The organism is Streptomyces sp. WAC05374 (genome assembly GCF_004353505.1).
In the GTDB taxonomy this organism is placed as follows: Bacteria; Actinomycetota; Actinomycetes; order Streptomycetales; family Streptomycetaceae; genus Streptomyces.
Window position 1 is genome coordinate 73,585 of record NZ_SMNQ01000011.1, and the last position, 20,625, is coordinate 94,209.

The 20,625-nt window shown below is 71.9% G+C and carries 20 protein-coding genes and 2 tRNA genes; 14 read left to right on the forward strand and 8 right to left on the reverse strand.

The features are described from left to right. The first annotated feature begins 134 nt into the window (after nt 1-134). From E2B92_RS21035 to E2B92_RS21045, 4 genes are all read left to right on the forward strand, one after another. A complete protein-coding gene (locus E2B92_RS21035) occupies nt 135-1,265 on the forward strand; it encodes an SDR family oxidoreductase (protein ID WP_126888202.1) in 1,131 nt (376 codons plus the stop codon). Nucleotides 1,266-1,446: 181 nt separating this feature from the next. After that, nucleotides 1,447-1,908, forward strand: coding sequence for a molybdenum cofactor biosynthesis protein MoaE (locus E2B92_RS21040; protein ID WP_126888203.1), 462 nt, complete (start codon nt 1,447-1,449; stop codon nt 1,906-1,908). 189 nt (nt 1,909-2,097) lie between these two features. Then, nucleotides 2,098-2,268: a hypothetical protein gene (locus tag E2B92_RS33010; RefSeq protein ID WP_185923719.1), complete on the forward strand. Its 171-nt coding sequence runs from the start codon at nt 2,098-2,100 to the stop codon at nt 2,266-2,268. Nucleotides 2,269-2,342: 74 nt separating this feature from the next. Continuing rightward, complete coding sequence (locus tag E2B92_RS21045; RefSeq protein ID WP_126888204.1) at nt 2,343-3,431, forward strand: YlbL family protein; 1,089 nt, start codon at nt 2,343-2,345, stop codon at nt 3,429-3,431. A gap of 81 nt (nt 3,432-3,512) precedes the next feature. Here E2B92_RS21045 and E2B92_RS21050 read toward each other — a convergent pair whose 3' ends face one another. Next, the gene (locus E2B92_RS21050; protein WP_126888205.1) at nt 3,513-4,073 is read right to left on the reverse strand and encodes a PPA1309 family protein; all 561 of its coding nucleotides are present in this window, start codon (nt 4,071-4,073) and stop codon (nt 3,513-3,515) included. Nucleotides 4,074-4,240: 167 nt separating this feature from the next. Here E2B92_RS21050 and E2B92_RS21055 point away from each other — a divergent pair, with 167 nt between their 5' ends. The 4 genes from E2B92_RS21055 to E2B92_RS21070 all read left to right on the forward strand — a co-directional run bounded on the left by E2B92_RS21055 (nt 4,241) and on the right by E2B92_RS21070 (nt 9,829). Continuing rightward, nucleotides 4,241-7,195: a UPF0182 family membrane protein gene (locus E2B92_RS21055; RefSeq protein ID WP_126888207.1), complete on the forward strand. Its 2,955-nt coding sequence runs from the start codon at nt 4,241-4,243 to the stop codon at nt 7,193-7,195. Nucleotides 7,196-7,272: 77 nt separating this feature from the next. Then, nucleotides 7,273-7,346: transfer RNA gene (locus E2B92_RS21060), tRNA-Met, on the forward strand. A 248-nt stretch (nt 7,347-7,594) separates the two neighbouring features. Next, nucleotides 7,595-9,463: a tetratricopeptide repeat protein gene (locus E2B92_RS21065; RefSeq protein WP_126888206.1), complete on the forward strand. Its 1,869-nt coding sequence runs from the start codon at nt 7,595-7,597 to the stop codon at nt 9,461-9,463. 292 nt (nt 9,464-9,755) lie between these two features. Continuing rightward, nucleotides 9,756-9,829: transfer RNA gene (locus E2B92_RS21070), tRNA-Met, on the forward strand. Between the two features lie 120 nt (nt 9,830-9,949). Here the strand turns inward: E2B92_RS21070 and E2B92_RS21075 are convergent. Further along, on the reverse strand, nt 9,950-10,366 hold the full coding sequence (locus tag E2B92_RS21075; protein WP_126888355.1) for a Fur family transcriptional regulator: 417 nt from the start codon (nt 10,364-10,366) through the stop codon (nt 9,950-9,952). 153 nt (nt 10,367-10,519) lie between these two features. Here E2B92_RS21075 and E2B92_RS21080 point away from each other — a divergent pair, with 153 nt between their 5' ends. Next, complete coding sequence (locus E2B92_RS21080) at nt 10,520-11,971, forward strand: catalase (protein WP_126888356.1); 1,452 nt, start codon at nt 10,520-10,522, stop codon at nt 11,969-11,971. 69 nt (nt 11,972-12,040) lie between these two features. Here the strand turns inward: E2B92_RS21080 and E2B92_RS21085 are convergent, their stop codons facing one another. Further along, nucleotides 12,041-12,457, reverse strand: a complete 417-nt coding sequence (locus tag E2B92_RS21085) for a CBS domain-containing protein (protein WP_126888357.1) — start codon at nt 12,455-12,457, stop codon at nt 12,041-12,043. Between the two features lie 192 nt (nt 12,458-12,649). Continuing rightward, the gene (gene hisN / locus E2B92_RS21090; protein ID WP_126888358.1) at nt 12,650-13,450 is read right to left on the reverse strand and encodes a histidinol-phosphatase; all 801 of its coding nucleotides are present in this window, start codon (nt 13,448-13,450) and stop codon (nt 12,650-12,652) included. Between the two features lie 124 nt (nt 13,451-13,574). On the opposite strand from hisN, the gene E2B92_RS21095 reads away from it, so the two are divergent. Next, nucleotides 13,575-14,216, forward strand: a complete 642-nt coding sequence (locus tag E2B92_RS21095) for a TetR/AcrR family transcriptional regulator (protein WP_126888359.1) — start codon at nt 13,575-13,577, stop codon at nt 14,214-14,216. Here E2B92_RS21095 and E2B92_RS21100 read toward each other — a convergent pair. The 4 genes from E2B92_RS21100 to E2B92_RS21115 form a co-directional block, all read right to left on the reverse strand. Further along, nucleotides 14,182-14,505, reverse strand: coding sequence for a DMT family transporter (locus tag E2B92_RS21100; protein ID WP_126888360.1), 324 nt, complete (start codon nt 14,503-14,505; stop codon nt 14,182-14,184). The genes E2B92_RS21095 and E2B92_RS21100 overlap by 35 nt on opposite strands. Before the next feature lie 145 nt (nt 14,506-14,650). Beyond that, nucleotides 14,651-15,664 (reverse strand): ribosome small subunit-dependent GTPase A, encoded by a 1,014-nt coding sequence (gene rsgA, locus E2B92_RS21105; protein ID WP_126888361.1) that lies wholly within the window; start codon nt 15,662-15,664, stop codon nt 14,651-14,653. A gap of 4 nt (nt 15,665-15,668) precedes the next feature. Next, on the reverse strand, nt 15,669-16,985 hold the full coding sequence (gene aroA / locus E2B92_RS21110; protein WP_126888362.1) for a 3-phosphoshikimate 1-carboxyvinyltransferase: 1,317 nt from the start codon (nt 16,983-16,985) through the stop codon (nt 15,669-15,671). 131 nt (nt 16,986-17,116) lie between these two features. After that, complete coding sequence (locus tag E2B92_RS21115; RefSeq protein WP_126888363.1) at nt 17,117-17,809, reverse strand: M50 family metallopeptidase; 693 nt, start codon at nt 17,807-17,809, stop codon at nt 17,117-17,119. A gap of 51 nt (nt 17,810-17,860) precedes the next feature. On the opposite strand from E2B92_RS21115, the gene E2B92_RS21120 reads away from it, so the two are divergent. The 4 genes from E2B92_RS21120 to rsrA all read left to right on the forward strand — a co-directional run bounded on the left by E2B92_RS21120 (nt 17,861) and on the right by rsrA (nt 20,568). Then, entirely contained in the window at nt 17,861-18,682 is an 822-nt protein-coding gene (locus tag E2B92_RS21120; protein ID WP_126888364.1) for an SOS response-associated peptidase, read from the forward strand. Nucleotides 18,683-18,707: 25 nt separating this feature from the next. After that, nucleotides 18,708-19,346, forward strand: coding sequence for an alpha/beta hydrolase family protein (locus E2B92_RS21125; RefSeq protein WP_126888365.1), 639 nt, complete (start codon nt 18,708-18,710; stop codon nt 19,344-19,346). Nucleotides 19,347-19,615: 269 nt separating this feature from the next. Continuing rightward, on the forward strand, nt 19,616-20,272 hold the full coding sequence (locus tag E2B92_RS21130; RefSeq protein ID WP_198944053.1) for a sigma-70 family RNA polymerase sigma factor: 657 nt from the start codon (nt 19,616-19,618) through the stop codon (nt 20,270-20,272). Beyond that, complete coding sequence (gene rsrA / locus E2B92_RS21135; RefSeq protein WP_126888367.1) at nt 20,269-20,568, forward strand: mycothiol system anti-sigma-R factor; 300 nt, start codon at nt 20,269-20,271, stop codon at nt 20,566-20,568. The genes E2B92_RS21130 and rsrA overlap by 4 nt, the downstream gene beginning before the upstream one ends. The last annotated feature ends 57 nt before the right edge of the window (nt 20,569-20,625 follow it).

Genomic DNA, 20,625 nt, shown 5'->3' on the forward strand with positions numbered 1-20,625 from the left:
CACCACCAGCGTAGACATCCGAGCCGGATGTGGGCTCGGTGCTCCACCGGCTCATGGCCTGCGGCAGGATGGACGCCACCTGGTACGTACGCGTCATACACGTACGTACTGAAGACAACCGCTGGAGACGCCCGGTGAGTTCCCCAGATCCGCAGGTTCCCGCAGAGCGCGGCGCCGAAGTTCGCCAGAGGCGAAACAACTCAACCCAGTCCGGCCGCGGCCCCGTCGTCGCGGTCACCGGTGCCGCGTCCGGCGTCGGAGACCTGCTCACCCGGCGCCTCGCCGCGTCCGAGGAGGTCAAGCAGGTCATCGCCATCGACGAGCGCCGTGGCGAGGTCTCCGAGGCGCAGTGGCACATCCTCGACGTGCGGGACCCCGCCATCGCCGAGAAGCTGCGCGGTGCCGACGTCGTCGTGCACCTGGCGCTCGACCTCGACCTGGAGACCGACGCGGCCGCCCGTACGGCGTACAACGTGCGCGGTACGCAGACGGTGCTGACCGCCGCGGCCGCGGCGGGCGTCCACCGGGTCGTCCTGTGCACCTCCGCCATGGTCTACGGCGCGCTGCCCGACAACGACATCCCGCTCTCCGAGGACGCCGAGCTGCGGGCGACCGCCGAGGCCACCGGTGTGGGCGACCTGCTGGAGATCGAACGCCTGGCCCGCCGGGCGCCCCGCGCGCACCCCGGCCTGAACGTCACCGTCGTGCGCCCCGCCGTCCTGGTGGGCGGGACGGACACGGCGCTGACGCGGTACTTCGAGTCGCCCCGGCTGCTGGTGGTCGCCGGATCGCGTCCGGCCTGGCAGTTCTGCCACGTCGAGGACCTGGTCAGCGCGCTGGAGTACGCGGCGCTGGAGAAGGTGGAGGGCGAGTTCGCGGTCGGCTGCGACGGCTGGCTGGAGCAGGAGGAGGTCGAGGAGCTGAGCGGCATCCGCCGCATGGAGCTGCCGTCGGCCGTGGCCCTGGGGGCGGCCGCCCGGCTGCACCGCATCGGCCTCACTCCGTCACCGGCGGGCGACCTCGCGTACACCATGCATCCGTGGGTGGTCAGCGTCGGACGGCTGCACGACGCGGGCTGGCGGCCGGGGTGGACCAACGAGGAGGTCCTCGCCGCGCTCCTGGAGGAGGTGGAGGGCCGCCACACGGTCGCCGGCCGCCGCCTCGGCCGCAAGGACGCCACGGCCGCCGGGGCCGCGGGCGCGACGGTGGCCCTGCTGGGCACCGCGGCCCTCGTACGCCGGGCACGCAAGCGCCGCGGCCTGTGACCGCCCCGGGCCGGCCGGGCCCGCACCGGTGACGGGCCGCGGAGCCGCCCACGGGGGCCGTGGGCGCCGCAGCCCGTGGAAGCCGGTGCGGCGGGTGCTGTAGGAGGCTCCAACGCGCGCGTGGCCGGGCAGGTCGAAAACGCTATTCCGCGATGTCAGTCCCGTGCGGCACGATGGCCGCATGGCACCCACGTACGACCACCCCGGCGAGCGCGCGGCGGCGGACCCGATCCGGCTGCTGGCGATCCGTGACACCCCGCTCTCCCTCGACGAGGTCTTCCGCGCCGTCGGCGACGACGCGGCCGGTGGCACCGCCCTGTTCGTGGGCACCGTGCGCAACCATGACGGCGGCGCCGACGTCGACGCCCTCGGGTACTCCCGCCACCCCACGGCCGAGGCCGAGCTGCGCCGCGTCGCGGAGAAGGTCGTCGCCGACTACCCCGTACGCGCCCTCGCCGCCGTGCACCGGGTGGGCGACCTGACCGTCGGCGACCTGGCCGTGGTCGTCGCCGTGTCGTGCCCGCACCGCGCGGAGGCCTTCGAGGCGTGCCGGAAGCTGATCGACGACCTCAAGCACGAGGTGCCGATCTGGAAGCACCAGCGCTTCTCCGACGGCACAGAGGAGTGGGTCGGCGCCTGCTGAGCTTCAAGCACGTGTAGTGAGGGTCCCCCCGGACGGAGTCCGGGGGAGGGGCGGCGCCCGCCGACCGGATCCGTACGGTGGCCAAGCGTCCGATTTGCGTAACCCGACCCCTGGCGTGAGCGTTGAACCGGCGGATGGTTAATCTGCTGATCAGTCAGTGCGTTGTGATCATGGGGACGGGAGGTCGCGATGGCAGTTCTCGCCTGGTTGCTGATTCCGCTCTTCGCCGCCATCGGTGCTGCGATATGGGGAAGCTGGGCCTCACGCGACCGGACCACCGGTGACGTGGCCGAACTGGCGGGCTACGCGCGCTTCCGCGAGGTCATGGAGAGGTCCCACTCGGGCAGCGGTACGGCCTGACCGGCTCTCCGCGCCGCCCCCGTACGGACCGGCCCCGGGGGTGCACGGACACACGCGTCCCGTACTGTCGTTCCATGCCCCGCCGCACCGCGACGATGCTCGCCTCCACCCTCGTCCTCATCGCGCTGCTCTGCGCAGGCGTGTTCTTCCGGGTGCCCTACGCGGAGATGAGCCCGGGACCGACGGTCAACACGCTCGGCGAGGCCGACGGCGAGCCGGTGCTCCAGATCTCCGGCCACAAGACCTACCCGACGACCGGGCACCTCAATATGACGACGGTCCGGGTCACCGGTGCGGACTACCGGATGAACCTGGTCGAGGCGGTGTACGGCTGGATCGCCCACGACAGCGTCGTGGTGCCGCACGAGACGCTCTACCCGAACGGCAAGACCGAGGAGGAGTCGACCCAGGAGAACGCCGAGGAGTTCAGCCAGTCCCAGGAGAGCGCGAAGGTCGCCGCCCTCGGACAGCTCGGCATCCCCGTCGCGTCCCGCGTGGTCGTCTCCTCCGTCCAGAAGGACAGCCCCGCCGAGGGCACGCTGCACGCGGGTGACGTGATCAAGGCCGTGGACGGTACGCCGGTCAAGGAGCCGCAGGACGTCGCGAAGCTCGTCACCAGGCACAAGCCGAAGGAGGACGTGGTCTTCACCATCGTCCCGGCGAAGGACGCGGCCGCCGCCGAGAAGGCGGGCCGGGAGCCCACCACGACCGAGCGGGTCACCCTCACCACCAAGACGTCCGACGAGGGCGACCGGGCGATCGTCGGCATCCAGGCGGGGACCGATCACACGTTCCCGTTCACCGTCGACATCAAGCTCGCCGATGTGGGCGGCCCCAGCGCGGGCCTGATGTTCTCCCTCGGCATCGTCGACAAGCTGACCCCGGGCGACCTGACCGGCGGCAGGTTCGTCGCGGGCACCGGGACGATCGACGACACAGGCAAGGTCGGCCCCATCGGCGGCATCGAGATGAAGCTGGTCGGCGCGCGGAACGCGGGCGCCAGGTACTTCCTGACGCCCGCCGACAACTGCGCGGCGGCTGCCTCCGACACGCCCGACGGGCTCACCCTGATCAAGGTGGACACGATCAAGGACGCGGTCGCGTCCCTGGAGAAGGTCCGCAAGGGCGCCACCACCGGCCTGCCGAGCTGCGCGAAGGGCTGACCCCGGGCCCCGGGGCCGTCCCGGCTCGCCCCGGACCACGGACCCGGCCTCGCACGGAGGCCCGGACCGTCGGGCGGTCGGTCAGTCGGACTCGAACGTCGCGGCCAGGGCCTCCGCGAGGCCCGGGACCAGGTCGGCGCCGGTGAGGACCTCCGTGGGGGAGTCCTTCTCGCGCAGCCGGAGCGCCGACTCGCGGGCCCCGTCGCGCAGGACGGCGACGGTCATGCGGACCTCCTGGCGGTCGGGGTGGGCGGCGACCCACTTGGCCAGGCCCGCCTCGTCGAGACCCTCCGGGACGGAGGCCTCGGCGGACGGCGGCAGCATCAGCCGCTCCACGGTCAGCGCGCAGCCCGCCACGGCGTCGGGCCAGGCGATGGTGCCGAGGAACTCGTCGAGCGGCCGGCCGGCGGGGATCTCGTCCTGCTCGATCGGGGTGAGCGGGGCCGCCGCCTCGTCGGAGCCGAGGCCGAGCTGGGCGGCCAGGGCCGGCTCCTGGGAGCGCAGCCGTGCGGTGTCGACCAGGGCGAAGAGCCGGGCCGGCTGGTCCCAGCCGAGGCCGGACGCGTACTCGTCGATCTCGAGCACCGCGCGGGTCAGCGGGCCGGCGGCCATCGGGGGACCTGAGGGAGAAACGTTGGACATGGGCAATATCCTGCCTCCTTTCGACCCCGGGTCGGGAACTAGGTAAAGCTTCAGTAAGTTGCATGAGTGGGCTCTACGATCGCTGGGCCTGCTTCACACGACTGCTTTACGACACCACTGCTTCACCACACGACCGCGAACTCGAGGGGCGCACGTTGGCTTTCCAGATGCCGGACCGCGGCGGAGGCCCGACCGGGCCACGGATCAGAGTCGGCCGGCCGTCCCGGCGGGCCCGTACCCTGCTCATGACACTGGGCGTGCTGGCCGTGCTGGCCATGCTCTTCGTCATGTTCGCCGGGTTCTGGACGGACTGGCTGTGGTACAGGTCCGTCAATTACTCGTCCGTCTTCACCACCACTCTGTGGACCAAGATCGGCCTGTTCGCCGTCTTCGGTCTGCTGATGGCCCTGGCGGTCGGACTGAACATCTGGCTCGCGCACCGGCTGCGCCCACCGCTGAGCGCCATGTCGCTGGAGCAGCAGAGCCTGGACCGGTACCGGATGGGACTGGCCCCGTACAAGAAGTGGGTGCTCCTGGCGATCACGGCCCTGGTCGGGCTGATCGCGGGTGCGTCCGCCTCCGGCCAGTGGCGCACCTGGCTGATGTGGATCAACGGCGTGCCCTTCGGCCAGAAGGACCCGCAGTTCGGCATGGACGTGAAGTTCTACGCGTTCGACCTGCCGTGGTACCGGTTCCTGCTGGGCTTCGGCTTCGCGGCGACCGTGCTGTCGCTGATCGCCGCGGCCCTCACGCACTACCTGTACGGCGGGCTGCGGATCACCAGCCCGGGCGCCCGCGCGACGGCCGCCGCGACCGGTCACCTCTCCGTCCTCCTGGGCGTCTTCGTCTCCCTGAAGGCGGTGGCGTACTGGCTCGACCGGTACGGCCTGGCGGTGAAGTCCAGCGACTTCAAGGCGACCGGCAACTGGACGGGTCTGAGGTACGTCGACGCCAACGCCTACCTGCCGGCGAAGACCATCCTGTTCTGCATCGCCGCCATCTGCGCCGTGCTGTTCTTCGCGACGCTCTGGCGCCGCACCTGGCAGCTTCCGGTGATCGGCTTCGGGCTCATGGTCCTGTCGGCGATCCTGATCGGCGGGCTGTACCCGGCGATCGTGCAGAAGTTCCAGGTCCAGCCGAACGAGCAGGCCAAGGAAGCGCCGTACATCGAGAAGAACATCGAGGCGACGCGCAAGGCGTACGACATCGACCAGACGAAGCCGGAGAACTACTCCGGCAAGTCCACGGTCAAGGCCAAGGACAAGTTGCGGGCGGACGCCGACACGGCCGCCAGCTACCGGCTGGTCGACCCGAACATCGTCTCGCCCACCTTCCAGCAGCTCGAGCAGCGGCGGAAGTACTACCAGTTCCCGACCACGCTCGACGTCGACCGGTACGAGGGCAAGGACACGGTCATCGGTCTGCGTGAGCTGAACATCCGGGGCATCCCGAAGCGGAACTGGATCAACGACCACTTCACGTACACCCACGGCTATGGCGCGATCATGGCCACGGGCACGGCGACCGACGCCAACGGCTCCCCGATCTTCACCGAGTCCGGGCTGCCGACCACCGGTGAGACCCCGAAGTACGAGCAGCGGATCTACTACGGCGAGAAGACCGAGCAGTACTCGATCGTCGGCGGCCCGCAGAAGGAGCTCGACTACGAGGAGAACGGCGAGAAGACCACCAGCTACAAGGGCAAGAGCGGGGTCAACCTCTCCAACGCCTTCAACCGGGCGGCCTACGCGGTGGCCTTCAGCGAGCCGCAGATCCTCTACTCGGGCGCCATCGGCGACGGCTCGCGGATTCTCTACAACCGCACGCCCAAGCAGCGCGTGGAGGCGGTCGCCCCCTGGCTGACCATCGACGGCGACGCCTACCCGGCGGTCATCGACGGCCGCATCCAGTGGATCGTCGACGCCTACACGACGACCAACGGCTATCCGTACGCGTCCCGCACGACGCTGGGGGACACCACCACGGACTCCCTCACCGCCGGCAACCAGACGCGCGCGGTCGTCGCCCAGCAGAACCAGGTCAACTACATCCGCAACTCGGTGAAGGCCACCGTCGACGCGTACGACGGCACGGTGAAGCTGTACCAGTGGGACACCAAGGACCCAGTCCTGAAGACCTGGATGAAGGCGTTCCCCGGCACGGTGGAGCCGAAGAGCGCCATCAACGACAGCCTGCGGCAGCACCTGCGGTACCCCCAGGACATGTTCAAGGTCCAGCGCGAGCTGCTGACCCGCTACCACGTCCAGGACGCCGCCCAGTTCTACAGCGGCAGTGACGCCTGGCAGGTGCCGGACGACCCGACCAACAAGGACGGCAACGCGGTCCCGCCGTACTACCTGAGCATGAAGATGCCCGGGGACACGCAGCAGCAGTTCTCGCTGACGACGACGTTCACGCCGAACGGCCGGCCCAACCTGGGCGGGTTCATGGCGGTCGACGCCGACGCCAACAGCAAGGACTACGGCCGGATCAGACTGCTCAGGGTCACCCAGGACGTACCCGGCCCGGCGCAGGTGCAGAACAAGCTCAACAGCCTGCCCTCCGTCGCCCAGTTCGTCCGCGACCTCAAGGGCGCCGACTCCGACATCCAGTACGGCAACCTGCTGACGGTGCCCCTGGACGGCGGGTTCCTGTACGTGGAGCCGATCTACGCGCAGGGCCGCAACGCGCTCTACCCGCTGATGCGGAAGGTGGCCGTGTCGTACGTCGACGCGGACCAGCCGGAAGGCGACACGACCAAGGACACCACGGTGTTCGAGGACAACCTCGCCAAGGCGCTGAACGCGGTCTTCGGGGTGGACGGCGAGACGCCGACCACGCCCCCGCCGCCGAGCGACCCGACCAAGCCGCCCGCCACCGGTGACGCCGCGCTCGCGCAGGCGATCGCGGAGGCGCAGAAGGCGTTCGCGGACAGCGAGGCCGCCCTGAAGAAGGGCGACTGGACGGCGTACGGCAAGGCGCAGGACGAGCTGGCCGCGGCCCTCCAGCGGGTCGCCGCCGCGGACGCCCAGCGCAAGGCGGACGCCGGTGAGAAGGCCGACGACAAGCCGAAGCCGGGTGCCGGTGCGGCCGGTGCCGGCAAGCCCGCTTCCGGCGGCTGATCCCCGGCTGTCCCCCTGCCCGTCCTCCGGGGCGGGCAGGGGGTCCCCCAAGCCGTGATACGGTGGTGACACAACGACGCGGGGTGGAGCAGCTCGGTAGCTCGCTGGGCTCATAACCCAGAGGTCGCAGGTTCAAATCCTGTCCCCGCTACTGAAAGCAAGGGCCCGGATCCTTCCAGGATCCGGGCCCTTGCTGTGTCCGGGGGTGTTTCCGCTGTTCGGGGGGCGGGTCGGAGGAAGGTCCCGGGGGAACGAGGCTCGTGTGAAGAACGCCCCTCACGGGGGCAGTTGGGGTGGGACGTGTTTGACTTGTCTCCCTGTGGGCATGTCGACAAAACGCTGAAGTGACCTCACTGGCTGCGGTATACCAGGTGTACGCGGGTAGCAGGTGGTGCGACGATGGGAATTATGGGGGACAGGGCAACTCTGTTGGAGACAGGGCGGTTTGTGCAGCGGCACACCGAAAGCGCTGCGGACGCGATGAGTGACGCTGCCATGGAGACCACCGCCATGGACAGCACCGCCATGGACAGCGCCGAGCCCGGCGACGCCGTCGAGACCGAGGAGCGCCACCGCCGCGCCGCCGACAACGGCGACACCGCCGCCATGAGCGTCGTCGGGGCCCTGCTGCTGCGCCGCGGCGACCTCGACGGCGCCGAGCCCTACCTCCGCGCCGCCACCGCCGACGGCGACCGTGCCGCGGCCAACAACCTGGGCGTCCTCCTCCACCAGCGCGGATACGCCGACGAGGCCGCCGGCTGGTGGCGCATCGCCGCCGTGGCCGGGTCCGCCGCAGCCGCCCACGCCCTGGGCCGCCACTACCGCGAGCGCGGCGACGAGCCGGCGGCCGAGTACTGGCTGCGCCAGTCCGCCGAGCAGGGCCACGCCCTCGGCGCGTACGCCCTCGCCGACCTGCTGGAGCACCGCAGCGACGTCGGCGCCGAGCGGTGGCTGCGCGCCGCCGCCGAGCAGGGCCACCGCGAAGCCGCGTACCGCCTCGCCCGCGCCCTGGAGCGCAAGGCTGACGGCAAGGCCACCGACGACACCACCGCCACTCCTGGTACCGAGACCGCCGAGCAGTGGTACCGGCAGGCCGCCGCCCGCGGTCACCGCCGCGCCGCCCTGCACCTCGGGGCCATCCTAGAGCGGCGCGGCGAGCTGAAGGAGGCCGGCCGCTGGTACCTCACGTCCGCCAAGGACGGCGAGTCCCGGGCCGCCTGCGCGCTCGGCTTCCTGCTCCGCGACGCGGGCGACGAGGAGAGCGCCGCCGTCTGGTGGCTGCGCGCAGCCCAGGACGGCGACGGAAACGCCGCCAACGCGCTGGGCGCCCTGCACGCCGCCCGGGGCGAGCACCAGACGGCCGAGCGCTGGTACCGCGCGGCCACGGACGCCGGCGACGTGAACGGCGCGTACAACCTCGGGCTCCTGTTCGCCGCCCAGAACCGTGTCTCCCAGGCCGAGCAGTGGTACCGCCGTGCCGCCTACGCGGGTCACCGCGAGGCCGCCAACGCGCTCGCCATCCTGCTCCTCCAGAGCGGCGACCCGAACGGCGCCGAGCCGTGGTTCTCCAAGGCCGCCGAGGCCGGTAGCGTCGACGCCGCCTTCAACCTGGGCATCCTCTACGCGGGTCGCGACGACGACGAGACGGCACTGCGCTGGTACGAGCGGGCCGCCGCGGCCGGCCACACCGAGGCCGCGCTCCAGGTCGGCATCGCCCGCCTGCGGGACGGCGACGAGCAGGAGGCCGAGCGCCACCTGCGGTGCGCGGCGGGCGGTGGCAGCGCCGAGGCGGCGTTCCGCCTCGCCACCGTGCTGGACGCCCGCCAGGCGCCCACCGGGCCGCCCGCGCTCGGTGAGCCGCAGGCGCCGAAGAGCGAGTGCGAGGAGTGGTACGAGCGGGCGGCCGAGCAGGGTCACCGGCGCGCCCAGGTCCGGGTCGGCATGCTGGCCGCCGCCCGGGGCGACAGCGCGGAGGCGGCCCGCTGGTACCGCGAGGCCGCCGAGGCGGGCAGCCGCAACGGCGCCTTCAACCTGGGCCTGCTGCTCGCCCGTGACGGAAACGAGCGCGAGGCGTCGCTCTGGTGGACCCGCGCGGCCCGGGCGGGACACGGGCGGGCCGCCCTGCGGCTGGCGCTGCTCGCCGCCCGCCGGGGTGAGCTGACCGAGGGCAGGCGCTGGTGCGCCCGCGCCGTCGAGCTCGGCCCGGCCGAGGTCGCCGAGCGCGCCGCCCGCCTCAGCGAGGCGCTGCACCAGGAGCTCACCGCGTAACCCGAGCCCCATGGGCCCGGCCTCCCGGCGGACCGCCCGGCCTCCCGGCGGACCGCCCGGCCTCCCGGCGGACCGCCCGGCCCCCGGCGGACCGCCCGGCCCCCGGCGGGCCGAGCGCCCCAGCCCCAGCCCCCGGCAGGCCGGGTCGCCTCGCCGACCCACCCCTGCCCGGGCGCCCGGTAAGCCGGCGCCAGAAAGCCGACGCCCCGGAAGCCCCACGCGGGCCCGGTGCCCAAGCCAGGCTTATGGATTTGCGCTGGTCCACGCGGTCCCGTAAGGTTGTGTTCACCGACGCGGGGTGGAGCAGCTCGGTAGCTCGCTGGGCTCATAACCCAGAGGTCGCAGGTTCAAATCCTGTCCCCGCTACTGAAACCGAAGGCCCGGATCATCACGATGATCCGGGCCTTCGGCGTGTTCACGGTGTGTTCGCGTCGCGTACGCGGCGCCCGGCGCCCCCCTGGACCGCGTCCAGGGGGATCGGAGCCGTCAGGCGGAGGCGCAGTCCGGGCAGACGCCGCGGTAGGTCACTTCCACGTCCGAGATCGTGAAGCCGAAGCGCTCCGTGGCCGGCAGGTCCGACAGCGGGTTGCCCGTCGGGTGGACGTCGCGGATGGCGCCGCAGCGGGCGCACACCAGGTGGTGGTGCGGGCGGTGCGCGTTCGGGTCGTACCGCTTGGCGCGGCGGTCCGTGGAGACCTCCAGGACCTCACCCAGCGTCACCAGCTCACCCAGCGTGTTGTACACCGTCGCGCGGGAGATCTCGGGAAGCCGCTCCACCGCGCGGGCGTGCACCTCGTCGGCGGTCAGATGAACGTGGTCCCCATCGAGGACCTCGGCCACGACACGTCGCTGGGCGGTCATCCGCCAGCCGCGTCCACGCAGTCGTTCCAACAGGTCACTCATGAAAACCAGCCTAACAGCAGGGGACCTAAGTCCCGAATCGGTGTGGCTTTGGATGCAAGCTTGACTTAGACAAAGTCCATTGTAGGATCGGTGACGGCATTAGCCAAGGGACAGGACTTGCAGGACAACGCAGGACTCACGCAGGAGGCGCACGTGACGCAGGGACCGCTCACCACGGAGGCCGGCGCGCCGGTCGCCGACAACCAGAACAGCGAGACCGCGGGCGTCGGTGGTCCGGTTCTGGTCCAGGACCAGTTGCTGCTGGAGAAGCTCGCGCACTTCAACCGCGAGCGCATCCCGGAGCGCGTGGTCCACGCGCGCGGTGCCGGCGCCTACGGCACCTTCACGGTGACGGCCGACGTCACCCAGTACACCCGGGCGAAGTTCCTGTCCGAGGTCGGCAAGCAGACGGAGACGTTCCTCCGCTTCTCGACCGTGGCGGGCAACCTCGGCGCGGCCGACGCGGTCCGTGACCCGCGCGGTTTCGCGCTGAAGTTCTACACCGAAGAGGGCAACTACGACCTCGTCGGCAACAACACCCCGGTGTTCTTCATCAAGGACGCCATCAAGTTCCCCGACTTCATCCACACCCAGAAGCGCGACCCGTACACCGGCTCCCAGGAGGCGGACAACGTGTGGGACTTCTGGGGCCTGTCGCCCGAGTCGACGCACCAGGTGACCTGGCTGTTCGGCGACCGCGGCATCCCGGCGAGCTACCGCCACATGGACGGCTTCGGTTCCCACACCTTCCAGTGGAACAACGAGGCCGGCGAGGTCTTCTGGGTCAAGTACCACTTCAAGACCGACCAGGGCATCAAGTGCCTCACCCAGGACGAGGCGAACAAGCTCGCGGGTGAGGACCCGGACTCCCACCAGCGCGACCTGCGCGAGGCGATCGAGCGCGGCGACTACCCGACCTGGACCGTCGGCGTGCAGATCATGCCCGCCGCCGAGGCCGCGACGTACCGGTTCAACCCGTTCGACCTCACCAAGGTGTGGCCGCACGCGGACTACCCGGTCATCGAGATCGGCAAGCTGGAGCTCAACCGCAACCCGCAGAACGTCTTCGCCGAGGTCGAGCAGTCGATCTTCTCCCCGGCGCACTTCGTGCCCGGTATCGGCCCCTCGCCCGACAAGATGCTCCAGGGCCGCCTCTTCGCGTACGGCGACGCCCACCGCTACCGCGTCGGCATCAACGCCGACCACCTGCCGGTGAACCGGCCGCACGCCACCGAGGCGCGGACGAACAGCCGTGACGGCTTCCTGTACGACGGCCGCCACGCCGGCGCCAAGAACTATGAGCCCAACAGCTTCGGCGGCCCGAACCAGACCGGCCGCCCGCTGTGGCAGCCGGTCCCGGTCACCGGGGTGACCGGTGACCACGAGGCGCCCGTCCACGCCGAGGACAACGACTTCGTCCAGGCGGGCAACCTCTACCGGCTGATGTCGGAGGAGGAGAAGGAGCGCCTGATCGCCAACCTGGCGGGCTTCATCGCCAAGGTCTCGCGCGACGACATCGCCGAGCGCGCGATCAACAACTTCCGCCAGGCGGACGAGGACTACGGCAAGCGGCTGGAGGCCGCGGTCCAGGCCCTGCGCGGCTGAACAGCGCTGGATCGCTTGTCGTGAGCAGAGGGCCGGCTCCCCGACTCGGGGGCCGGCCCTCTCGCGTGCCTACCCCACCGCCACGGTGGCCTCGCGGGAGGCCGCGCGCAGTCGCACCGGTGCCCAGCAGCGGATGATGTCGCGTACGGAGACGATGCCGACCGGCCCGTTGCCGTCCAGCACGATCAGGTGCCGGAAACCGCCGTGGGCCATGGCCTGGGCGGCTTCCTCCAGGGTCCAGCCGGGTGCCGCGAAGACGACGTCGGTGGTGGTGTGCGCGCCGGCCGTCTCCAGGTCCGGGTTCTGGCCGGAGCCGACGGAGACCAGGATGTCGCGTTCGGTGAGGATGCCGAGGCCGCTGGTGTCGTGGTCCAGAACGACGGCCGCGCCGACGCGGCGCGCCGCCATCAGGGCGGCGGCCTGGCGGAGGGTGTGTGCGGGGCCGATGGTGAGGACCACCGTGCTCATGGCGTCACGGACGAGCATGGACGGAGCCACCTCCTTGGTGAATCCCTCAACGAGAAAAGATTCACAAGTTCACAAGCGGGGGGACTCTCAGAGTGGCAGCCCCGCGGGGCCTCAACAAGGGGTGTGCGCCACCTGGCGCGCAGACGCCACTACGGACCGTTCCCGAACGCCGCCGGTGACGCCTCCTGGGAGCCCCGTGACGTCCCGGCGTCAGTAGCGCTGGTTCAGGTAGCCCAGCAGCTCCTCGTGGAGCAGCCCGTTCGACGCCGCCGCGTTCCCGCTGTGCGGGCCCGGCTCCCCGTCCAGGCCGGTGAACGTGCCGCCCGCCTCCTGCACCACGATCGCGGGCGCCGCCATGTCCCACAGCGACAGCTCCGGCTCCGCGCAGATGTCCACCGAGCCCTCCGCGACCATCATGTACGGCCAGAAGTCGCCGTAGCCGCGCGTCCGCCAGCACGCGCGCGTGAGGTCCAGGAACCCGTCCAGCCGGCCCTGCTCCTCCCAGCCGCTCAGCGAGGAGTACGCGAACGAGGCGTCCGACAGCTCCGCCACCTTCGACACCTGGACGCGGGTCGCCGACGCCAGGCTCCGCCCCGTGTACGCGCCCAGCCCCTTCGCCGCCCACCAGCGGCGGCCCAGCGCCGGTGCCGACACGACGCCCACCACTGGCTGGAAGCCGCCGGGACCCGCCTCCATCAGCGCGATCAGCGTCGCCCACACGGGCACCCCGCGCACGTAGTTCTTGGTGCCGTCGATCGGGTCGACCACCCAGCGGCGCGGGCCGGTGCCCTCGACGCCGTACTCCTCGCCCAGGATCGCGTCGCGCGGCCGTGCCCGCTGCAGGTGGCCCCGGATCAGCTCCTCGGCCGCCTTGTCCGCCTCGCTCACCGGCGTCATGTCGGGCTTGGTCTCGACCTTCAGGTCGAGGGCCCGGAACCGGTCCATGGTGGCGGCGTCGGCGGCATCCGCGAGGACGTGGGCGAGACGCAGATCATCGTGGTAATCGGCCATGGGGCGACTCTATCCCGGGGGATCGGCGGCTTCAGCAGGGCCTATTGACAGTCCGTGGCCGCCCGTCAACTCTGAGCGCTAAGCCGAGGCGACGGCCCGGCAGGCGACGGCCTGGGAGGCGACGATGCCCACCGCCCGAGAAGCACTGCTGAACGCGGCCACGGCGGCGCTCGCGGCACTGCCCTGGCCGGCGATACGGATGGTCGACGTGGCGTCCGCCGCGGGGGTCTCCCGGCAGACCCTCTACAACGAGTTCGGCAGCAAGGAGGGGCTCGCCCGCGCCCTGGTGCGGCGCGAGGCCGACGCCTATCTGTACGGGGTCGAGGGCGCCCTGCGGGCCCGGTCGGACGCGACCGAGCGGCTCGTCTCGGTCGCCGAGTGGACCGTCGGCGAGGCGTACGCGCGTCCGCTGCTGCGCGCCCTGCTCACCGGCTGCTGGGGCGACCGGCTGCCCGCGCCCCGCCCCGCGCCCGTCCGCCACCGGGCGCCGGCCGGGCCCCCGGCGCAGCGCCGTGCCGACGGCGGGGCGCCGGAGCCGGGTGAACTGGTGGCGGCCGTACGGGAGCGGTCGCGAACCGCCCTGGGGCAGGGCAACCGGGGCGGGGAGGCGGGCGGGGACGGGACGGGCGACGACGCCCTGGAGGCAGCCTGCGAAGTGGCGGTGCGGCTGGCCCTGTCGTACGTGGTCGCGCCGGGCCCGGGGGACGTGGGCTCGCTGCTGCGCCGGGTGCTCAGTGCGACGAGCCCGACAACTGGAGGCCGATGACGCCGAAGATCACCAGCGAGATCGAGATGATCTTCAGGGTGGAGACCAGGTCGCCCAGGAAGATCATTCCGTAGATGGCCGTGCCCGCCGCGCCGATGCCCGTCCACACCGCGTACGCGGGCCCGACGTCCAGCTTCCGCAGGGACAGGGTGAGCAGGCCGAAGCTGCCGAGGGCGAAGCAGGCGAACGCGACCGTGGGCCACAGCCGGGTGAAGCCGTGGGACAGCTTGAGGCAGACGGCGAAACCCGTCTCCAGGAAACCGGCGACAATCACCAGCAGCCACGCCATCGTCAGTGCCTCCCGCGTCGGTGACCTCGGTGAGTGATGTCGGTGACTGCTTCGTGTCACTTGGTGCGATTATGCACTTACCGGCCCGAGCCATTCGCGGAAGAGCGCGACTCGCCCGCCGTGGCGTCGCCGGTCGCGTCGCCCGTCAGTCGCCCTCGCGCCGCTCGCGCGTGGCGAGCAGCCGCCGCAGCGACAGCAGCCGCGCCGGATCGGCGTGGCCCTCCTCGACCCAGGCGTCCAGCGCGCAGTCCTGCTCGTCGTGGCTGCACGCGCGCGGGCACCCCTCCGTGCCCGGCTCCAGGTCCGGGAAGGCGTGGATGACCCGCGACGGGTCCACGTGGTTCAGCCCGAAGGACCGCACGCCCGGGGTGTCGATGACCCACCCGTCGGCCCGGTGCAGCGGGAGGGCCAGCGCCGAGGTGGTGGTGTGCCGGCCACGGCCCGTCACCGCGTTGACCAGGCCGGTGCTCCTGCGCCTGTCCTCCGGCACCAGGGCGTTGACCAGGGTCGTCTTGCCGACGCCCGAGTGGCCGACGAAGGCGGTGGTGCGGCCGTCCAGGTGCTCGCGGACCCGGTCGGCGGCGGTGTGGCCGTCGTACAGCTCGTCCTGGCTCGTCACGACGTACGGGATGTCGAGCGCGCCGTACAGCTCCAGCAGCTTCTCGGGCGGGGCCAGGTCCGACTTGGTGAGCACCAGCAGCGGCTCCAGGCCGCCGTCGTACGCCGCGACCAGGCACCGGTCGATCAGCCGGGGGCGCGGCTCGGGGTCGGCCAGGGCGGTGACGATGGCGAGCTGGTCGGCGTTGGCGACGACGACCCGCTCGTAGGGATCGTCGTCGTCGGCCGTGCGGCGCAGCACCGAGGCGCGCTCCTCGATGCGGACGATCCGCGCGAGGGTGTCCTTCTTGCCGGACAGGTCGCCGACCAGGGAGACCCGGTCGCCGACGACGGCGGCCTTGCGGCCCAGCTCCCGGGCCTTCATCGCCATGACCGTACGGTCCTCGACGAGGCAGGTCAGCCGGCCGCGGTCCACGGTGAGGACCATGCCCTCGGCGGCGTCCTCGTGCTTGGGGCGGATGTTGGTGCGGGGCCGGTTGCCCTTGCGGTTGGGACGGGAACGGATGTCGTCCTCGTCGGTGTGCTTGCCGTAGCGGCGCATGTCGTCAGGCCTCGAGCATTCCGGTCCACATCTGCGGGAAGTCCGGCAGGGTCTTCGCGGTCGTCGCGACGTTCTCGATCTCCACGCCCGCCACCGCGAGCCCGATGACCGATCCGGCCGTCGCCATCCGGTGGTCGTCGTACGTGTGGAACACCCCGCCGTGCAGCGGGCGCGGGCGGATGTGCAGCCCGTCGGCCGTCTCGGTGACGTCGCCGCCCAGTTCGTTGATCTCCTTGGTGAGCGCGGCCAGCCGGTCCGTCTCGTGCAGGCGCAGGTGGGCGACGCCGCGCAGCGTGGAGGGCGAGTCGGCGAGGGCCGCGACCGCCGCGATGCCGGGCGTCAGCTCGCCGACCTCGCTCAGGTCCACGTCGATGCCGTGGACGGTGCCCGTTCCGGTGAAGGTCAGGCCCTGCTCGGTGAGCTCGCAGGAGCCACCCATCTCGGTGAAGATCTCCCGCAGCGCGTCACCGGGCTGGGTGGTGCGCTCGGGCCAGTCGGGGATGGTGACCCGGCCGCCGGTCACCAGCGCGGCGGCCAGGAACGGCTGGGCGTTGGACAGGTCGGGCTCGACCGTCAGGTCACGGCCGAGCAGCGCGGAGGGGGAGACCCGCCACACGTTCGGCTCGCCGCCGGTCTCGGGCTCGTCGACCTGGGCGCCGACCGCGCGCAGCATGTCGACGGTCATCCGGATGTGCGGCATCGAGGGCAGCCTGGCGCCGGTGTGCCGCACCTCCACGCCCTGGTTGAAGCGCGGCGCGGACAGCAGCAGCGCGCTGACGAACTGGGACGACGAGGAGGCGTCGATCTCCACCGGACCGCCCTCCAGCGCCCCCGCGCCGTGCACGGTCATCGGCAGCGCGCCGCGCGCCTCGTCGTCGATCCGGGCGCCCAGGACGCGCAGGGCGTCGATGACCCCGTGCAGCGGGCGCTCGTAGGAACGCGGGTCGCCGTCGAAGCGGACCGGGCCGGTGGCGAGCGCCGCGACCGGCGGCAGGAAGCGCATGACCGTTCCGGCGTTGCCGACGTCGATGGTGGCCGGGCCGTGCAGGCCCGCCGGGATGACCCGCCACCGCTCGCCCGTGCCGTCCGGGCCCACGCCCTCCTCGATGCCGACGCCCATGGTGCGCAGGGCCTCCGCCATCAGCAGGGTGTCGCGGGAGCGCAGCGGGTGGCGCAGCCAGCCGGGCTCGGAGGCGAGCGCCGCGAGCACCAGGGCCCGGTTGGTGACCGACTTGGACCCGGGCACGGTGACGGTCGCGTCCACGGCACCGCGTGCGTACGGGGCCGGCCAGAGATCGAGCTGTGCGGGGGTTTCGGTCATGCCCCTCACTTTAGACGGGGCAAGTGGTCACGGCCGATCACGGACCGAGCAGGCGGGGCCCCCATCGGTCGCCATGGGTTCGTACGGGAGTGCGGCGGGCGCACGGACGGGCGCGCGGCCGCGCCCGCACGTCACAGGCCGAGCAGCCAGCGGCCGCCGCCGATCAGCGAGCAGAGCGAGACCGCGTGGAAGAGGAACAGCCACAGTGCCGCCGGCACGTGCGTGAGCCGCGAGAGCTGGTCGGCGTCCGAGTCGGGCGCCCCGCCGCGCCGCCGCTTCGCCTGGAGCTCGAACACCGGGCGTACCCCGCCCACCAGCAGGAACCACACCGCGCCGTACGCGAAGGCCGACTGGACGTCCGGCCCCGTGAGCCAGGACACCAGCAGGAACGCCGCACCCGTCACGACGACGGTGAGCGCCCCGTACGCGTTGCGGATCATCACCAGCATGGCCAGCAGCAGGGCCGTGGCGATCCACAGCAGCAGGGTGATCCGGTGCGCGGCCAGCAGCCAGGCGCCGCCGAGGCCGAGCAGGGAGGGGGCGGTGTAGCCGGCGGCGGCCGTCAGGATCATGCCCAGACCGGTGGGCTTCCCCCGGCTGACGGTCAGGCCGCTGGTGTCCGAGTGCAGCCGGATGCCGTCGAGGCGGCGGCCCGTGACCAGCGCGATCAGCCCGTGGCCGCCCTCGTGGGCGATGGTGATGGCGTTGCGCGAGACGCGCCACACCCGGTACGGGGCGGTCACGGCGAGGGCGGCCGCGGCGGTGACGGCGACGAGCCACAGGTCCGGGGCGGGCTGGGTACCGAGGATGTCGGTGCTGGCCATTTCTCGGACGGCTCCTTATGGTGTCGGTGGCACGTGGCAATGTGGGCAAGTATGTGCGGACGTTATGCGGCGAGTCGTGGGCCCGAGGACCTGACCGGACTGTTCGGGATAGAGAAGTGGGAGCCGCGGGAGACCCTGGCCCCCGACTGGAACGTGGCCCCGACCAAAGAGGTGTACGCGGTCCTCGAGCGCCCCCTCAAGGACAAGGACGCGGATCACCGCCGTCCGGTTCGGCAGCTCCGCGTGCTGAAGTGGGGCCTCGTGCCGTCCTGGTCGAAGTCCCCGGAGGGCGCCGCCCGCATGATCAACGCCCGCGCGGAGACGGTCCACGAGAAGCCGTCCTTCCGGCAGGCGTTCACCAGCCGCCGGTGCATCCTCCCCGCCGACGGCTACTACGAGTGGGTCACCGGCGCCGCCGAGCGGGAGCTGGAGGAGCAGGGCAGGAAGAAGCGGCCCCGCAAGCAGCCGTACTTCGTCACCCCCGCCGACGGGTCGGTCTTCGCCATGGCCGGGCTGTACGAGTTCTGGCGCGACCCCACCCTGCCGGCGGACCACCCCAGGGCGTGGTGGGCCACCTGCTCGGTGATCACCACCGACGCCGACACCGATCCGCTCGGCGTGGCCCCGGCCGAGGGCCCCCGCTCGCTGGCCGACATCCATCCGCGCATGCCGCTGATGCTGACCCCCGACCGGTGGGACGCCTGGCTGGATCCCGCCCGCACCGACCCGGACGACCTGCGCTCCCTGCTCGGCCCGCCGCCCGCCGGGCTGATGCGCGCCCACCCGGTCGCCACCGCCGTCAGCAACGTCCGCAACAACGGCCCCGAGCTGCGCGAGGAAATCGCCGCCCCCGAGGAGGCGACGCTCTTCTGACCCCGGCGCACGGCAGGATGGCCGCGTGACCACCACCGAAACCGTTCCGACCGGCCTCGGGGACGCCCGCATCACCTGGTACGCGGCGGACGGCGCCGCCCGTCTCGTCCTGGCCCTCGGCCACGGCGCCGGAGGCGGCGTCGAGGCCCGCGACCTCCGGGCGCTCGCCGCGGCCCTGCCCGCCACCGGGGTGACCGTCGCGCTGGTCGAGCAGCCCTGGCGGGTCGCCGGCAAGAAGCTGGCCCCCGCGCCCAAGCGGCTCGACGAGGGCTGGCGCGACCTGTGGCCGGCGCTGCGCGCGGCCGGCCCGCCCGTGGTGGCCGGCGGCCGCAGCGCCGGCGCCCGGGTGGCCTGCCGCACCGCCCGGGAGCTGGGCGCCCACGCCGTGCTCGCCCTGTCGTTCCCGCTCCACCCGCCCGGCAGGCCCGAGAGCTCCCGGGCGGACGAGCTGCTGGGCGCCGGGGTGCCCACGCTCGTGGTCCAGGGCGGCAACGACCCGTTCGGCAGGCCGGAGGAGTTCCCCGCCGGCGAGCACGAGCTGGTCGAGGTGCCGTTCGGCGACCACGGGTTCGCCGTGCCCAAGCGGGCGCCCGTGACCCAGGAACAGGCGCTGGAGGTGATCACCGGGGCGGTCGTGGCATGGACCCGGGCGCTGCGGGAATGACGGACGGCCCACCCGGTGTTGTGACGAGCGTCGGTGAGAGAGAAGAGCCAGGAGAGGGAGTCCGTCGCATGGGTTCGACCATCTGCCCGAGCCGGTCGCAGTCCGCCACTGAGCTGGACTGGACCGTGCTGCCGGCGGCCAGGACCGCCCCTGGCCTGACGGGCCGTGCTCCGGGCGGGAAGAATCGGCAGGACCTGTCCCCGGAAGGTCGACTATTCTCCGATTCGAGCGGGTCCGCACTCGGTCTCGCCGCCGCAGCGCTGGAGGAGGTGGGTCCGGTCACTGGGACCGACACAGGGACCGACGACGGCCACGAGGAGACCACGGCCGAGCGCAACGCCCGCTTCGAGCGGGACGCCCTCGAGTACCTCGACCAGATGTACTCGGCGGCGCTGCGCATGACGCGCAACCCCGCGGACGCCGAGGACCTGGTGCAGGAGACGTACGCGAAGGCGTACGGGTCGTTCCACCAGTTCCGTGAGGGCACCAACCTCAAGGCGTGGCTGTACCGCATCCTCACCAACACCTTCATCAACTCCTACCGCAAGAAGCAGCGCGAGCCGCAGCGCAGCGCCGCCGAGGAGATCGAGGACTGGCAGCTCGCCCGCGCGGAGTCGCACATGTCCACCGGTCTGCGGTCGGCCGAGTCCCAGGCGCTGGACCACCTGCCCGACTCCGACGTGAAGGAAGCCCTCCAGGCCATCCCCGAGGAGTTCCGCATCGCCGTCTACCTGGCCGATGTCGAGGGCTTTGCGTACAAGGAGATCGCGGACATCATGGGTACACCCATCGGCACGGTGATGTCCCGACTGCACCGTGGGCGCCGCCAACTGCGCGGCATGCTCGAGGACTACGCCCGCGAACGCGGGCTGGTTCCCGCGGGCGCCGGAGAGTCGTCGAACAACGGGAAAGGCTCGGGCTCATGAGCTGCGGAGAGCCGCACGAGACGGACTGCTCGGAGGTCCTGGACCACCTCTATGAGTTCCTCGACCGCGAGATGCCCGACAGTGACTGCACCAAGTTCGAGGTGCACTTCGAGGAGTGCTCCCCGTGCCTGGAGAAGTACGGGCTGGAACAGGCCGTGAAGAAGCTGGTCAAGCGGTGCTGCGGACACGACGACGTCCCGTCGGACCTGCGGGCCAAGGTCATGGGCCGGATCGAACTGATCCGGTCGGGGGAGACCGTGCCCGACCACGACGTGACGGCCGCGACCCAGGAGTAGACGCGCGTCCCACGGGGTGCGTCGCGTGCGTACGCGGCGCGCCCCTTCTCCATTTTC